Source organism: Dactylosporangium sp. NPDC000521, from assembly GCF_042898305.1.
GTDB lineage: Bacteria > Actinomycetota > Actinomycetes > Mycobacteriales > Micromonosporaceae > Dactylosporangium.
Genome location: NZ_JBIAYW010000020.1, coordinates 154,191 through 168,507, shown reverse-complemented (window position 1 = coordinate 168,507; position 14,317 = coordinate 154,191). Strand labels below are relative to the sequence as shown.

15 protein-coding genes are annotated in these 14,317 nt (G+C 70.0%); 7 read left to right on the top strand and 8 right to left on the bottom strand.

Translation table 11 applies throughout. The features are described from left to right. Positions 1–2,655, top strand: a 2,655-nt coding sequence (locus ACFY3L_RS42875) for a LamG domain-containing protein (protein ID WP_389338480.1), incomplete at its 5' end; no start/stop codon positions are given. Between the two features lie 271 nt (positions 2,656–2,926). On the opposite strand, the gene ACFY3L_RS42870 is transcribed toward ACFY3L_RS42875, so the two are convergent. Beyond that, positions 2,927–3,589 carry a tol-pal system YbgF family protein gene (locus tag ACFY3L_RS42870; protein ID WP_389338477.1) on the bottom strand — a complete coding sequence of 221 codons (663 nt, stop codon included), beginning with the start codon at positions 3,587–3,589 and terminating at the stop codon, positions 2,927–2,929. A gap of 67 nt (positions 3,590–3,656) precedes the next feature. Continuing rightward, positions 3,657–4,910, bottom strand: a complete 1,254-nt coding sequence (locus tag ACFY3L_RS42865) for a GAF domain-containing protein (RefSeq protein WP_389338474.1) — start codon at positions 4,908–4,910, stop codon at positions 3,657–3,659. Positions 4,911–5,293: 383 nt separating this feature from the next. On the opposite strand from ACFY3L_RS42865, the gene ACFY3L_RS42860 reads away from it, so the two are divergent. Together ACFY3L_RS42860 and ACFY3L_RS42855 are read left to right on the top strand one after the other, a co-directional pair. After that, positions 5,294–5,776: an FHA domain-containing protein gene (locus ACFY3L_RS42860; RefSeq protein ID WP_389338471.1), complete on the top strand. Its 483-nt coding sequence runs from the start codon at positions 5,294–5,296 to the stop codon at positions 5,774–5,776. Between the two features lie 72 nt (positions 5,777–5,848). After that, entirely contained in the window at positions 5,849–6,223 is a 375-nt protein-coding gene (locus tag ACFY3L_RS42855) for a hypothetical protein (protein WP_389338468.1), read from the top strand. A 75-nt stretch (positions 6,224–6,298) separates the two neighbouring features. Here ACFY3L_RS42855 and ACFY3L_RS42850 read toward each other — a convergent pair whose 3' ends face one another. Beyond that, positions 6,299–6,841 carry a TetR family transcriptional regulator gene (locus ACFY3L_RS42850; protein WP_389338465.1) on the bottom strand — a complete coding sequence of 181 codons (543 nt, stop codon included), beginning with the start codon at positions 6,839–6,841 and terminating at the stop codon, positions 6,299–6,301. A gap of 23 nt (positions 6,842–6,864) precedes the next feature. Here ACFY3L_RS42850 and ACFY3L_RS42845 point away from each other — a divergent pair, with 23 nt between their 5' ends. Next, positions 6,865–7,284: an SRPBCC family protein gene (locus tag ACFY3L_RS42845; RefSeq protein ID WP_389338462.1), complete on the top strand. Its 420-nt coding sequence runs from the start codon at positions 6,865–6,867 to the stop codon at positions 7,282–7,284. A 119-nt stretch (positions 7,285–7,403) separates the two neighbouring features. On the opposite strand, the gene ACFY3L_RS42840 is transcribed toward ACFY3L_RS42845, so the two are convergent. Together ACFY3L_RS42840 and ACFY3L_RS42835 are read right to left on the bottom strand one after the other, a co-directional pair. Further along, a complete protein-coding gene (locus ACFY3L_RS42840) occupies positions 7,404–7,895 on the bottom strand; it encodes a DUF4375 domain-containing protein (RefSeq protein WP_389338460.1) in 492 nt (163 codons plus the stop codon). Then, a complete protein-coding gene (locus ACFY3L_RS42835; protein ID WP_389338457.1) occupies positions 7,876–8,613 on the bottom strand; it encodes a uridylate kinase in 738 nt (245 codons plus the stop codon). The genes ACFY3L_RS42840 and ACFY3L_RS42835 overlap by 20 nt, the downstream gene beginning before the upstream one ends. A gap of 177 nt (positions 8,614–8,790) precedes the next feature. Here ACFY3L_RS42835 and ACFY3L_RS42830 point away from each other — a divergent pair, with 177 nt between their 5' ends. After that, entirely contained in the window at positions 8,791–9,330 is a 540-nt protein-coding gene (locus ACFY3L_RS42830; RefSeq protein WP_389338454.1) for a hypothetical protein, read from the top strand. 396 nt (positions 9,331–9,726) lie between these two features. Here the strand turns inward: ACFY3L_RS42830 and ACFY3L_RS42825 are convergent, their stop codons facing one another. The 3 genes from ACFY3L_RS42825 to ACFY3L_RS42815 all read right to left on the bottom strand — a co-directional run bounded on the left by ACFY3L_RS42825 (position 9,727) and on the right by ACFY3L_RS42815 (position 12,684). Then, on the bottom strand, positions 9,727–10,395 hold the full coding sequence (locus ACFY3L_RS42825) for a hypothetical protein (protein WP_389338451.1): 669 nt from the start codon (positions 10,393–10,395) through the stop codon (positions 9,727–9,729). A gap of 258 nt (positions 10,396–10,653) precedes the next feature. Further along, entirely contained in the window at positions 10,654–11,445 is a 792-nt protein-coding gene (locus tag ACFY3L_RS42820; RefSeq protein WP_389338448.1) for an SMI1/KNR4 family protein, read from the bottom strand. A 231-nt stretch (positions 11,446–11,676) separates the two neighbouring features. Next, positions 11,677–12,684, bottom strand: a complete 1,008-nt coding sequence (locus tag ACFY3L_RS42815) for a hypothetical protein (protein WP_389338445.1) — start codon at positions 12,682–12,684, stop codon at positions 11,677–11,679. Between the two features lie 87 nt (positions 12,685–12,771). Between ACFY3L_RS42815 and ACFY3L_RS42810 the strand changes: the two genes are divergently transcribed. After that, positions 12,772–13,554, top strand: coding sequence for an SDR family NAD(P)-dependent oxidoreductase (locus ACFY3L_RS42810; RefSeq protein WP_389338442.1), 783 nt, complete (start codon positions 12,772–12,774; stop codon positions 13,552–13,554). 199 nt (positions 13,555–13,753) lie between these two features. Further along, entirely contained in the window at positions 13,754–14,308 is a 555-nt protein-coding gene (locus ACFY3L_RS42805) for a GrpB family protein (RefSeq protein ID WP_389338439.1), read from the top strand. Positions 14,309–14,317 lie beyond the last annotated feature (9 nt).

Sequence of the window (14,317 nt, the reverse complement as noted above, 5' to 3'; positions counted from 1 at the left end):
CAGGACTCCGACTACGGCCCCAACGACAAGGCCCGGGTCGGGTACAACCCACCCGACTACGGCGGCGACGGCAAGCTCTACCGCGGCTTCTTCGAGTTCCCCACCACCTACGGCGGACAGACCTACAAGGGCAAACACATCCTGGCGGCGTCGTTCTCCATCGAGCTCTACCACTCGTACTCCTGCGGCGACACACCCACCAGCCTGTTCCGCGCGGCCACCATCACCGCCGGCAACGGCGGGCGGATGAGCTGGGCATCGCATCCACTCGGCGCCGGCTCCCCCTACCTCGCCACCGCATGGGGGCACGCGAACAAGGGCGGCGGCTGCGGCACCGGCCAGCCAGACATGCTCATGACCTTCGGCGGCAACGAGACCATGCGCGCCGACGTGCAGGCCGCCGCCAACCAGTACTGGGAGATCTACACGGTGGGGCTGTGCGCATGCGACAGCAACGGCGCCAACGAGTCCGCCGGCAACCGGTGGAAGAAGTTCTACGTCGACTACCGCACCACCATGAGCATCACCTACAACACGGTGCCCGGCACACCCGCGAACCTGTCACCCCACCAGGGCCAGGTCGCCTGCGGCGGCATCGTCGGCACCACCACACCGGTCCTGCAGGCCCAGTACGTCGACGCGGACGGCGCCGACAACCTCACCTCGACATTCCAGTGGCAGCAGCTGCCGTCCGGCGCCGTGACGACCCTGTCGGGTCCGGCCAAGCCGGCCAACAACAACGGCGCTGTGGCGGTCAACCTCGGCAGCGCCGCCGAGGGCAAGCAGTACCAGTTCCGGGTACAGACCAGCGACGGCACCGACTCGTCACCCTGGTCGCCGTGGTGCACGTTCACGGTCGACACGACCGCGCCACCGGCGCCGCTGGTGACCCCGACGCCCGTGGGATCGTCACCTGTGTACACCGGCTGCGACCCCGGCAACATCAACGCCTGCACGCCGAAGGGCGGGCCGGGCATCAGCGGCGGCTTCAAGTTCAGCGAGCCCACCGGTCCCGCCGGGCAGGATGTCGTCAAGTACGTCTACGGCTGGGACGCACCGACGACCAGCGTGACCGTGCCGGCGGGCACCGCCTCGCCGATCATCCGGCTGACCCCGCCGCGCTACGGCATCAACAAACTGACCGCCTACAGCGTCGACGGCACCGGGCGCTCCAGCCCGACCACCGTCCACAACATCCTGGTCGCCGCCCCGTCAGCGGCCGTGGCGCACTGGCCCCTGGACAGCATCAACGGCCACGGCCTCACCGACCGCGTCTCCGGATCGTCGCTGACCACGACCGGCGTGAACTGGACGCCCGACGCGCGGTACATCGGCGCCGACGCAGCGACCTTCGACGGCACGGGTGAGGCGAGTCAGCTGGTGCCCGCGGTGGACACCAGCAAGTCGTTCAGCGTCGCGGCGTGGGTACGGCCGACGTCGACGATGTGTGCGACCCCCGGCAACTACAGCGTCATGTCGATGGAACCGAGCGACATGTTCCACTCCTCCGCCAGCGCGTTCTCACTCAACCTCATCTGCGAAAGCATGCTGTGGACCTTCACGGTGACGGGCTCCCCGAACGGCGCGACACCGCTCTACAGCAACGCGGTGACGCCCCTCGGAAGCGTTGTGCCGGGCCAGTGGACGCTGCTGGTCGGCACGTACGACGAGGCGCAGAACACGATCAGTATCTGGCTGAACGGCAAGCTGGCCGGCACCACGACCCCGCCGGCGACCTGGGTGTCGGCACACGCCGCCGACCCGCGCGCAACCGGTCCCATCGTCGTGGGCCGCTACCGCAAGAACGCAGCAGCCGTCGGGCGCTTCAACGGCGAGATCGCGGACGTCCGCGTCTGGAACCGGGCGCTCGTCGCCGACGACATCACCGGCACCAACGCCAACCCGGCAACCGGTGTCCCCGCCCAGACCGGCTTGACCCGGCCCCTCGAAGTCGGCTCGTGGCAGTTCCCCGACGGCGAGTGCTACTGCGGCGACACGCCGGACGGCTCCGTGTTCAACCGTAAAGCGACCCTGGTGCCGAACTGGACCCTCGACCCCGCCTGGAGCGGTGACCCGGCAACGACACCGGCGTGGCTGACCAACGACTCCCACGACGGTAACGGCGGCGTCCAGCTCAACGGCACCACCGGCTACGTCTCCACCCACGACGACAAGGGCACCCAGACCACCGCCGACGACGTCGAGCGGCCCGTCCTGCGCACCGACCAGTCGATCACGGTCACCGCCTGGGCCAAACTCGACGCCAACACCAACATCGACCAGGCGGTGGTCAACCAGGGCCCGTTCTTCCTGATGGCCCGCGGCTGGGACCACAAGTGGGGCGTCACCATGTACCAGCCCAACGGCTCCGGCGGAACCGCCCACATCGAGGCGATCTCCAACGCCGTCGCGACAACCGGTCAATGGGTGCACCTCGCATGCGTGTTCGACAAGGCAACCGGCGAGCTACGCCTCTACATCAACGGCGTACGGCAGAACTCGACCGGCCACGGCGCGATCGGCGACCCGTCGACGAACAGCCTCACCATGGGCGACTGGTCCGGCACAACGTTCGGGGGCGCCATCGACGACGTCCACGTGTACCAGGGCGTCCTCAACGACCGGGAGATCGCCAACAGCTACGCCGGCATCTGACCCTTCTGGGCGCGGACCCGCTGCGGCAAGCGGCGGGTCCGTTGCCCGCAGGTCGATGACCCGCGCTCCTCCTCGGCGCCGAAGGAACCGGCCTGACGGTCAAGGCGCTCGAAGCCGCCGACGCCCGAGTCGTCATCCCGACCGCTCCCGCTCCGTGCTGCGCCGGAGCCGGTAGTCCCCGCCGTGCCGGTGCGCGACGTTCCCGGTCCGCGTGGTGACGCGGCGGTACAGCGGCTCCGCACCGTCCGCGCTACCGCGGCCCGCCAGCACGTCAGAGCTGCGTCCGGGCCTGTTCGATGTGCCGGACGATGGCGTGGGCGCCGTGGGCGTGGGCGAGGGCGTGGGCCTCGTCGAGCGTGGCGAGCGCGTCCGCGCGGCGGTCCTGGGCGGCGGCGATGTAGGCCAGCCCGATCATGTTGGAGGCCACGCCTGGCACGGCCCCGATCTCGCGGCGCAGGCGGGAGGACTCCTCCAGCCGCTCGCGCGCCTCGTCCAGCCGCCCGGCCCGGTGCGCCGCGATGCCCAGGTGCCGGAGCGCCTCGGACCAGGTCGGCTTGTCGCGGGTCTGCGCCGCCAGCAGGCAGGACCGCTCCAGGTACGGCACCGCGATCTCGTCGTCACGCCGGATGAACTGGTGCACGCAACCGATCCAGAACAGCGCCTCGGCCTCGCCGCGGGTGTCCCCCAGCGCCCGGTACAGCTCGAGCGCCCGCTCGAACAGCGACAGCTCGGCAGGGTCCTCGGCGGGCGTCGAACCGGTGCCGGCGGAGGCGCTCTGGAACCGCGCGTGCAGGATCAGTCCGCGCGCCAGCGCCACGTCGGCCTCGAGCGCGTCCAGCCCTCGTTCGGCGTCGGCCAGCCCGTCCGTGTCGCCGCCGAACACGGCCTGCGCATAGGTGTCTCTGGCGCGTTCGATCCGTTCGTCGCCGCTCATCGCCGCCCCCGTCGCCTTCGGATCCGTCCCGCCAGCTCAGGCAGTCTCGGCCTGTTCGGACGTACAGTCAACGGCCCAGGTAGGCGGCGAGGCCGCCGAGCTCCTCGCTGGCGATGAAGACGGACCGGACGTTGAGGATGGCCTCCTCGACGTGGGTGGGGCAGCCCCAGGCCGCGGTGCCCCACGAGTCGGCGATCTTGATCTCGGCGGGCTCGGGGCAGCCGGCGGCGCCGCCGAGCTGGCAGCGTTCGGGGTGGGGGCGGTCGGCGAGGGCTGCGGCGGCGGCGCGCATCCGGGCGGCCAGCTCCGCGGCGGCGGTGGCGCGCTGCTCGGCCTGGGCGCGCAACTGCTGCTCCGCCCGCACCGCCTCCGCTAGCGCGTCATGGGCCGCCCTGGCCTCCGCCTCGGCGGCCGCCTTCGCCTGCTCGATGTGGTGGCGTTCGATGGCCAGGCCGGCAGTGCCGGTGAAGACGCGGGCGAGGGCGAGGTCGGAGTCCTGCGGGACGCGCGGGGTCCGGTGGTACATGGCGAACGTGCCGAGCAGGGCGCCGTCGCGGGCCAGGATCGGCATCGACCAGCAGGCGGCCAGGCCGGCCCGCTCGGCCAGGTGGCGGAAGTCGTCCCAGAACGGGTCGGTGCCGATGTCGGTGACGATGACCGGTTCGCGGCGGTGGGCGGCGGTGCCGCAGGAGCCGACGCCCTCGCCGGTGGCGATGCCGTCGATGGCCTCGTTGTAGAAGTCGGGCAGGCTCGGTGCGGCGCCGTGCCGCAGGTGGGTGCCGTCGGGGTCGGCGAGCAGGACGGAGACCAGCACCTCCTGCGGCGCGAGCCGCTCGATGCAGCGGGCCATCCCGTCGAGCACCTCGGTCAGGGGCGCCTGCCGCGCGATCTGCTCCAGCAGGCCGCGGTGCTCGGCCATCAGCCGCTGGGCGTGCTTGACCTGGGTGGTCTCCACGCCGATCACCCGGATCCCGGTCACGGTGCCGTCCGCGTCGCGGCGCGGCTCGTACGTGAAGTCGAAGTACGCCTCGCGTGGCGACGGTCCGGCGCCGAGCACGACCCGGACGTCCCGGCCGGTGTACGGCTCGCCGGTGCGGTACACCTCGTCGAGCAGCGCGATGAAGCCCTGGCCGGCCAGCTCGGGCATCAGCTCGACGAGCGCGACCCCCGTCCGGTCCCGCTCCTCGCCGATGGTGGCGAAGAACGCCGGGTTCGCCGCCTCGATGACGTGCGCCGGCCCGGTCAGCGACGCGAACACCGCCGACGACTGCCCGAACAACGCCCGAAGGTCCGCGTCCGCGGCGCCCGGTGCCACCGTCATGTCGTGCCGCCTCCCACCCGTGGTCCGCGGCTTCGCCGCAGATCGCCACCAAAGGTACGCGACGAAGCGCCGCCCCACACTTCGGCGGCCGGCCGCCGGTGGTGTGAGGCCGACTGGATCGGCGGCCCGGTCTGACCGGAGGGCCGTTGTACGCCGTGGAGATCATCGAGTTCCTCGGTGCAACGGTTCTGGAGGGGGCGAAAGCGTGCGGTTCCCGGTCACGGTGATGTTGTCCGGTTCGGCGCACGAGCTGCACGCGGAGGTGCAGCCGGACGCGCGGGTCGAGGACCTGGCCCGGGCCCTGGCGGCGCACTTCGCGACGCCCGGCGACGTGGGGGTGGCGACGGCCGCCGGTCCCCTCGACGCCGCCGCGTCGTTGGCGGATGCGGATGTACGAGCCGGCGCCGTCCTGCACGTCACCCTCGGTGCCGGTCCGGGCACGGCCGTGCCGGCGCCCGGGCAGGCCGGCGGCCGGGCAGGCCGGCGGCCGGCGGTTGCGGGTGGTCGCGGGGCCGGACGCCGGGGTGGTGTTCGCGCTGCCCGGCACGGGCACCGTCACGATCGGGCGGACCGCGGACAACGACGTGCAGCTGACCGGCACCGAGATCAGCCGCCGGCACGCCGCGCTGCGGGTCGGGCCCGGCGGGGTCGAGGTGTCCGACACGGGCTCGTCCAACGGCACCCCCCCCTCGACGGGGCGAGGCTCACCGCCCCTGCCCCGCCTCCGGGCGATCGTGGCGGAGCTCCTGGCGGCCGGCTTCGACGCCCTCGAACTTGCCGCGGCCACCCAGGCCCTCGAGCTGGCCGGCGCCGGCTTCACCGGCTCCCCCACCGAACTGCTCGCCAAGGTCCGCCCGTTCAGCTGACCAAGGCGTGTGCCGGCCGGGAGATCCGAAACGCCCTGTCGTTGCAGCGTGTCAGATGGTTTGATCTGGCCCATGTGCCTGCGGAAGATCCTCACGACCGTCGCAGCGGCGACGGTGGTGCTCACCGGTGGCTGCAAGTCGTCGGACACCACCGAAGAGACCTGCGCCGTCGCACGAAGCACCATCACGCACTACACAACGGATGCACCCGAGTACAAGGCAGTCAACGAACAGATCGAGAAGGCATACAACGGCACCAGCGATCCCGGCGCAGCGAAGGCCGCACAGGCGGCCTACACAACGGCGTTCAGCAACGCATTGCGGTCGGTCGCGGACGACGCAGAGGCACCGGAACTCAAGGCAGCGATTACAGCCGCCGCGGACTCGTACGGCGCAGGAAAGTCCGACACAAAAGCACTCCAGACCATTCTCGAGCTGTGTGCTTGAACGGCTCCGACCGACGTACCGAACACGCCTGGATATGGGCGGGGATCTGGCGGACCGGGTGGCGGCGGTCGGGGATCAGCTTCTGGGGTCGGCGGTGAGCCGGATGAACAGGTCGTAGGCAGCGTCCACCTCCGCCGGGTCCTCGCCGGCGAGCAGGTCGACGAGCAGGCCGCGGGTGACCGCGATGCCCAGCCGCAGCGACGCCCGGTCGGTCTCGATGCCGAGCCGCCCGCCCGCCTTCTCGGCGTCGTCCAGCCAGCTCGCGGTGAGGCCTTCCGGTCCCGGTGCGCCGCCGCGGGTGGTGAGTGCGAGGACTTCGAAGAACAGCCGCACGAACGGCCGGACCTCGGGACTCGACACGGCCCGCCAGACATCGGTCATCAGCTCGGCCGGGGTCGCCGCGGTCTCGGCCAGCACGGCCATCGTCGCCCGCTGCTGCGCCTCCATCGCGCCGACCACGGCCGCGAGCAGGCCTTCCCGGGACCCGAAGTGGTACAGCAGCATCCGGTGGCTGGTGCCGACACCGGTCGCGATCTCCCGCAGGCTGCGGTCGGCCAGCCCGTCGCGGGCCGCGAAGTCGAGGACGCGGGTGAGCAGATCGGCACGGGACTCAGACATGTACCAGATGGTACAGTGGCTGCATGCGCTACGAGGAATTCACCCAAATTGACGCGCCGGTCGACCTGATGTGGCGCCTGACCACCGAGGTCGAGGAGTGGCCGAAGTTCCTGCCGACGGTGCAGCGGCTGGAGCGGCTCGACTCCGGCGAGCTACGGGTAGGCAGCACCGCCCGGATCAAGCAGCCGGCGCAGAGCAGCGCGGTCTGGACCGTCACCCGCCTCGAGCCGGGGCGGGAGTTCACCTGGGAGACCAGCCGAAAGGGGCTGCGCATGACCGGCCGCCACCTGCTGGAGCCCGCCGGCTCGGGCACCCGGATGGGGCTCGTCATCGAGACCGACGGCCCGCTGGCCGGCGTCATGGCGCTGCTCGGCGGGCTGATGCGGTCGTCGCTGCGCCAGGAGGCGGCAGGCTTCGCGCGCCAGGCGGCCGCGGTCCGCTGACCCCTACCGCGCGGCGTTGTCCAGGGTCTCTGTGGCCGGGGAGCGGGTGACCCTACGCGTCGGTGACGTGTTCCTGAAGGTCGACAGCGATCAGCCACGCACCGACGCCGAGGTTGACCTCACCGGTCGGCTTCGGCATTCACAGCTCTCGCGAGGAACGCGTCGAGCTTGTCTCCCCACCAGCCATCCTCGTCGGCGGCGGCCCAGTACTGGTCCGTCAGCTCGCCAAGCTGGCTGGCGTGATACTCAGGCTGCCTGTTCATCTCGTCGCGCCGAGCCGCCCGCTCCTCTGCAGCGGCGGCCACCGATCCGGCTGCCCGCACCACGACCTCGGCCATCCCGGCCGCGCCGATGTCACGCAACGCTTGAACAGCGTGCGCAGCATGCCGGCCGTGCGAGTTGGAGAAGTACGCGAGGAGCGACCCTTGCGTGACCTCGAAGTCGAGCCGATCCAAGACCCAGAACACTCGCAACGGTGCCGGAAGCCGCGCCAGCAGCTCGTCCTCCTCCTGCGAGGAAAGACCGGCCATCACGACTTCGAGCTCGGCCGAGAGCGCCGACTGAAGGTCACCGGCGGGCAAGCCGCTCAATTCACGCCAGTTGAGGACCACGACCCGGGACCGTTCCAGTGGTTTCATCAGTACTGACCTCGCTCGGGAGATCACGCACGATGCGGGGGTGCTCGAAGTTTCGATTGTCGATGACGATGTCCGCTCGTTCGGCGGGGCGGACCTCGGCCAGGTACAGCTCCTCCCCGGGGATGTAGTAGGTGCGGTACCGCTCGGCGGCGGCCTCCGCCGACTCCATCCACGCCTGGTCGCGGACCGTGCCACGGTGCAGCACGTCCGCGACCTCGATGTGGAGGTAGACGCGCAGATCCCAGTGCCGCGACAGGGCCGGCTTCTGCAGGAAGCCACCGTCCGCGACGAGGATCGCGTCGTCCGAGGCCACCTGCACGCCGGAGTCGATGGGCGTACGGCCGCTGAAATCCATGATCTGCGTGCGGTAGCGGCGGCTACCGCCGGGCCCGAGCGGCACCAGCAACTCGTCGCGGATGGCGTCGACGTCGAACATCTCGAAGTAGTAGCTCTCCGGCGACCCCGGCGGATTTTTCGTACGCAGGTCGACATGCCGCTTGAAGCCGTCGACCATGACCCGGAGCACGGGCCGCGCCGTCTCCCCTCGCAAGATGGTGGCCAACTCGTCGGCCAGCGTCGTCTTGCCGGCGGCGGAGTGACCGTCGATCCCCACCCGCGTCGGGTGCTGCAGTCGCAGCGCGAGGATCCGGTGGGCCAGCCCGTCGAGCACCTGCCGCCGCGTGCTGGTCATCGAAGGTTCGCCAGCAGTCGGATCGGCACCGCCACAGCATGCCGCCTCCACGGGCAGCCCCGCAATTGCTTCGCCGAGCATGACGTGCGACCGGGCGCCGACGAGCGTGAGACCCGATCGACCGACACGCCGCTCTCACCGCCGTGCTCACCAACGGCCACGGGTCATAATCCGGCGGTGGCTGACGTGCTGCAGTCGGTGTGGTTTCCGGAGGAGACCGGCCGCAACGATCAAGAGAAGGCGTTCCTGGACCAACTCCGCCTGCGGGCTGCCAGGTGGCGCATCGAGGAACTCTCCCCGGAAGACACGTCATCAGAACGGTGGCTCACACCGCTGTACATCGACGTCGATGTTCCAGGCCTTCCGATCCCCCGGAGCACTCTCCAGGTCGCCTACTGGACCAGCGGCCCGTACGGCTCCGCTCTGCAGGGCGTCTGGGGCGGCAACTACCTGATGGACGACCATGACGGCAACGACCCGGAGGACCTTACCGTCGTAGGCGTGCTGGCCACCCCGGAACAGTACGCAACGTGGGCCGCTGACTGGCTGCTACGCCAGCTACACCGGCCTGTCATCCGTGAGGATTGGCTGCGCCACGACCGCGTCGTGGCCACGACATGGCGCCTGGATGACACCGGCCACATCCTCGGCAAGACCGGACTCACCCCGCGTCGCCTGCTACGCCGCAAGCCCGACCGAGTCGTCAACGTCCGGTGACCCAGCTCGTGCGTGCAGGTGGTGCCGGATGATCGGTGTCCTTGGCTCTTGCGCCCGATGCGCGGCAGATGCGAGCGCGTCGGGATCGACGAGTTGACGAACTTCGTCTCATCGGCGGGCAGCAACGATATCCGGTCCCGTTCAACGCACGTTGTTTGCGGCGTGTGCGGATACCGGCTCGTCGCGTCGTCAGTACCCGAAGCGGCGAGGTGTGCTGGCCCGTTGGCTCTTGAGGAGCTGCCCCGAGGTGCGAGCCTCACACACCATGAGCGGCAATGAACACGGACGCCCGCGTCAGCCGAGCGCGCAGGTGATCAAGTACGGCGCGTCCGAGCGTCTGCCGCAGAGGTCGTCACGCGCGTGGTCGGTCGGTTGCCCTGGATGTGTCTTCACCGCTCAGGCATGACAGCGCACCCGGGCCAGGATCGTGTCGGGTGCGACCGATTCGAGGTAGGAGCTCAGCGCCAGGGCGTGCTCGTCGGCACCGCGGTTGCCGGTCTCCTCGCTGAGCCAGTCGCCGGTGAGGGTGACGTAGACGTAGGTGAACAGAGCGTGGGCGGCGGCGCGGGCCAGATGGGCGCCACGGCCGTCCGCGAGGGTGGCGACCGGGTCGGCGAGCAGGAACTGGAACGTGAAGTACGGGTGGCGCCGGGTCGCTGCTGCGGTGGCGACTGCCTGGACCGCGGGCTGGGCCAGCCAGTCGCCCTGGCCGTCGAACTCCGACAAGGGTCGGGTGCCGGGGTGGGCCGCGGTCAGCTCGGCCCACGCGTCGAACTGACCGGCCGCGTGCCGCACCGCGCGGTCCCGCAGCGCCGCGAAGTCGATCGCCGCCTTGGGGGCCGCGAAGGCGACCCGCCGCCGGCCGGGGCGCAGGCGGTCGAGGCCGCGCGGCAGCAGCGGGAATGCGGCGGCGCGGGCCGGCTCCCAGCGGTCCCAGGTGGCCGACGGGTCGAACGGGCCGTGCGTGTAGTCGTCGCGGTTGTACGGGGCGAGCGCCGCAGCGATGGCAGCTGTGACGTCTGCCGGGGGCATCGGCGGCAGAAAGACGGTGGCGTAGAAGTGCACAGCGCGGCATCCTACGGTCCGGCTGCGCCGCCCAGGAACACCGTCGCGCCGCCTCCGGAGCCGGCTCGCCGTCCCGATCGGTCGGCTCAACCACGAGCAGGTCCACATCCGGTGGCTTGCGGCCGTGCTCGCGGCAGGCACGGTCGAAGCGGTCTCCTGGGCGAGCCCAACGCCGCGGGTGACAGTCCGGCTGCCGGCCGGGAACGGTGGTTCGACACTCCGAGCCCCGGGCCGGGCCGTGTGAATCGACAGGATGGCTCAGGCTTCCAGGCGATGACCGATGCGGTCGAGGGTTTCCTTGCCCCAGTACGTGCTGAGCTGCGTCGCCAGGCCGCTGGATGCCCGCACGGTGGTGACGAGGTCGACGAGCAGGTCGTCGCTGGCTGCCCACAGGTAACACTGGCCGGTCGGGCCCCACGCGTCCTTCTCCAGCAGGACCCGCTGGTCGTCGGCGCTTCCGGCGAACCGGTACCGCTGGCTGTTGCTGTCCGCGGGCCGCTCCTCCAACTGTGTGCCGAGACCCGCCCAGGTGGCCGGGTCGAAGCTCGCGACCGGTGCCCGGAGCGTCCGTTCGCCGCACATCGCCTGGTGGTCCCAGATCCGGGCGTACACCAGATCCGAGAACGAAGCCGAGAGCATCGTCCACTCGTCGGTGGGCTCCAGGTCGTCGAACGAGATCATCACGGGCGGGTCGTCGCTGCCGTCGAGCATGACCGCCCAGTAGCAGACGCCCTGATTCTCGATCATGAACGGCAGCAGCTGACGCTCGGCGACCGGATCCCACTCGCGTTCCTCGTCGGGCTCTCCGCCGGGCCAGTAGCGCTCCGGCCTGCCCAGCTCGTGGGCCGCGTACACGCGGTCCTCGTTGCTGAACGCGCGCAGCGTCTCCTGTCCGGCGGCGAGTGAATACCACTCCCGCACCGATGCGGGCAACGGGAGGCCGCGCACAGCGGCGAACCGATCGACCGCCGCGACGGCGTCGGGTGAAGTCTCCGCGGTTCGCCCGGCCAGGGCCAGCGAACGCGCGTGATACTGCGGCTGGGTCAGCATATGTGCGAAGCTCCTGAATGCCTTGTGTACGTTGATGCGATCTTGAATCGCGCGGTGCATCGTACAGAGACGGTTCAAGGCCGGCCCGGGCCGAAACAGCTCGCCACCGACCTGGACGCCACTCCGCTCGCGGACCTCTTCGTCCACGCGTCCAGCAGCTGACGCCTTCGCCACTTCGGCTGGTGACCTGAGCGTGCGAACGTGGGTCATGATGTCGCAGGCCCAAGTGCATTACGACTGGGGCGGCTCTTCGAAGTCGGGCCATCGCGGAACAGGCCACTGCCTACCGGTGATCGCCTCCAACGCCGTGCACAGTTCCCGGCGAGTGATGCCGGTTTGCTCGCGCGCCTGGAACCATCCGTTCTCGCGTGCCTGCTCGACCCGTTCGTCACTGCCGTACGCCTCATGGCAGTTGTGGTCGATGTCCTCGGCGACGAAGAACGACCAGGTCTTCATGACTCTCTCGGCCAGCCGTCCTGGGCCGAGAGGTTCGGCTGCCGGGAAGGTGACCGAACCGGCGCACCGCCGCAACTGCTCGCTGCTGCGGTCATCCCACAGTTGCAGCGTCCAGTCCGGCCACAGCCGCGGCCAGTGCTCGGCGAGGCCTCGCAGCGGCCGCACCGCGCTCCACACGCCGGCTTCGCGAGTGACGGGGTTCAGGTGCATGCCCGCCTCGGGCACGATCGCGGCGGTCGTGATCCGGTCAGCGGGGCGCAGTTGCTCGACCAGCCCAGCACCCACCCACCACGGATCAAAAGCGTTCCAGGCAAGGCCATACGCTTGCGTGTCACCGATGGTGACGACATAGCGCAGTTGCATCCGGTCGGTGCGGTCACACCAGTAGAGGGCTTCCGGCTCGGACGGCTCGCGGCGAATCTGCGAGACATCCCCGCCCACGTGATCGATCAGGTCGGCGATGCCGTCGTACGCCCAGCGCACGTGCCAGCCCGGCCAGGTGCGAGTCACCGCGTCCAGGTATGCCGCTCGCAACGCCGGCCCCCGGTGGATACTGAACATCATCAGCACACGCTGGTCGAAGTCGACCAGCAGGCCACCCTCGGCACAGTCGTCGTCGGTCCACTCATCCCATGGATCGAGCTGCTGCCACGCATCGAGAAACCGGGTGAGCACCTCCGGGCCCAACACGCTGATCTCAAGGATCTCGTACGCGCCGACGTCGTTGTGGGCGACGGTGACTCTGCCCTCGCGTACCGTCACGTACGTCGCTTGCGCTGTCATGGGTGGCGATCGTAGCCCGGTCATCACCATCAAGCATGAACGGCTGGATCGCGGAAGAATGGCGACAACGATCCTGGAGGAGTGGTGATGCGGCGATTCGAGGGCAAGGTCGCGCTCGTCACGGCGGCGGCGCAGGGCATCGGGCAGGCCGTCGTACGGCGGGTCGCCGCCGAGGGCGGTGCGGTGGTCGTCACGGACCTTCGGGAGGACGCGGCCGCAGCGCTGGCTGAGGAGGTCGGCACGGAGCACGGGCTCGGAGTCAAGGTCGACGTCACCTCACGCGCCGACGTCGACGCCGCGGTCGCCGCGGCGGTCGAGCGGTTCGGCCGGCTCGATCTCGTGGTGAACAACGCGGGCGGCTGCATCGTCACCTCGATGCCCGAGGACACCTCGGCCGAGGACTGGCACCGTCAGCTCGACTTCACCCTCGTCAGCGCCGCCCGTCTCATTCAGGCTGCGCTCCCGCACCTGGTGAAGACCCGTGGCAACGTCGTCACGATCAGCTCGGTCAACGGCATCGCGGCCTTCGGAAACGTGGAGTACGCCGCGGCGAAGGCCGGCCAGATCGCGATGTCGCAGAACTACGCCGCCCGGTACGGTCCGCTCGGCGTACGCTTCAACGTCGTCGCCCCCGGCACCGTCCGGACACCGAATTGGGACTCCCAGCCGGGCGCGCTGGAGCAGCTCAAGTCGATGTATCCGCTCGGCCGCGTCGGCGAGCCGGAGGACATCGCCGCAGCGGTCGCGTTCCTCGGCTCCGACGACGCCGCATGGATCACCGGGCACACCCTGCCCGTCGAGGGTGGCGTGCTGACCGGCCCCAACCCGATCGACCTGAGCCCGCCCGACACGCTCCACAAAGGCCTTTAGCAACCGCGCATCAATCCGCCGGCACCCCAAGACCGGCATGAACGCACCCTGTACGCGGCAGATGCGGACGCTGCAAGGATGTCGTTCAGGCAGCCTGGAGCAGCCGTTGCAGGCTGGCTGACGCCCGTCGAGATATCGATGAGGAGAAGGGCGATGAGAGACGTCGCCGGCCTGCACTTCGTACCGAGAGGCAGCTCTTGTGGATGGCATACCGATTACCCTCAGCCCGTACGATCCGCAATGGGCTGTGCTGTTCGAGCAGGAGCGGATCAGCCTCGAAGCGGCTCTGGCGCGATGGCTGGCCGGCCCGGTCGAGCACATCGGTTCAACATCGGTTCCCGGCCTGGCAGCAAAGCCGATCATCGACATGATGGCACCAGTACGCAGTCTGTCGGAGGCGGCAGCCGCCATCGACGTTGTGACCACGCTCGGCTACCGCAACGGCGTGCACCGTCCGGAGGAAGCGCACTACTTCTTCAAACCGGCAACCGACAATTGGTGGGAACGCATCTACCACCTTCATCTCACAGAGCCGACCTCCCTGCTGTGGCGGCGACGAGTCGCATTCCGCGATGCGCTGCGGTGCCGGGCGGACTACCGGTCCAGGTACGAGCAGCTCAAGCGCGATCTCGCGAACACTCACGGCGCCGACCTCATGGCCTACGCGCGCAACAAGGACGACTTCGTCAACGAGGTCCTCGGCGTGCGCGACAGGACGCAAGCTCCGACCGTCAGCTATCCCCGCAGACCGTGACGATACTGG

Excerpts from the sequence above, each read along its gene's own strand:
- ACFY3L_RS42820 (WP_389338448.1), bottom strand. The coding sequence starts at position 11,445 with ATGCTGACCCAGCCGCAGTATCACGCGCGTTCGCTGGCCCTGGCCGGG.
- ACFY3L_RS42865 (WP_389338474.1), bottom strand. The coding sequence starts at position 4,910 with ATGACGGTGGCACCGGGCGCCGCGGACGCGGACCTTCGGGCGTTGTTC.
- ACFY3L_RS42855 (WP_389338468.1), top strand. The coding sequence starts at position 5,849 with ATGTGCCTGCGGAAGATCCTCACGACCGTCGCAGCGGCGACGGTGGTG.
- ACFY3L_RS42815 (WP_389338445.1), bottom strand. The coding sequence starts at position 12,684 with ATGACAGCGCAAGCGACGTACGTGACGGTACGCGAGGGCAGAGTCACC.
- ACFY3L_RS42870 (WP_389338477.1), bottom strand. The coding sequence starts at position 3,589 with ATGAGCGGCGACGAACGGATCGAACGCGCCAGAGACACCTATGCGCAG.
- ACFY3L_RS42845 (WP_389338462.1), top strand. The coding sequence starts at position 6,865 with ATGCGCTACGAGGAATTCACCCAAATTGACGCGCCGGTCGACCTGATG.
- ACFY3L_RS42850 (WP_389338465.1), bottom strand. The coding sequence starts at position 6,841 with ATGTCTGAGTCCCGTGCCGATCTGCTCACCCGCGTCCTCGACTTCGCG.
- ACFY3L_RS42835 (WP_389338457.1), bottom strand. The coding sequence starts at position 8,613 with ATGACCAGCACGCGGCGGCAGGTGCTCGACGGGCTGGCCCACCGGATC.
- ACFY3L_RS42810 (WP_389338442.1), top strand. The coding sequence starts at position 12,772 with ATGCGGCGATTCGAGGGCAAGGTCGCGCTCGTCACGGCGGCGGCGCAG.
- ACFY3L_RS42860 (WP_389338471.1), top strand. The coding sequence starts at position 5,294 with ATGCGGATGTACGAGCCGGCGCCGTCCTGCACGTCACCCTCGGTGCCG.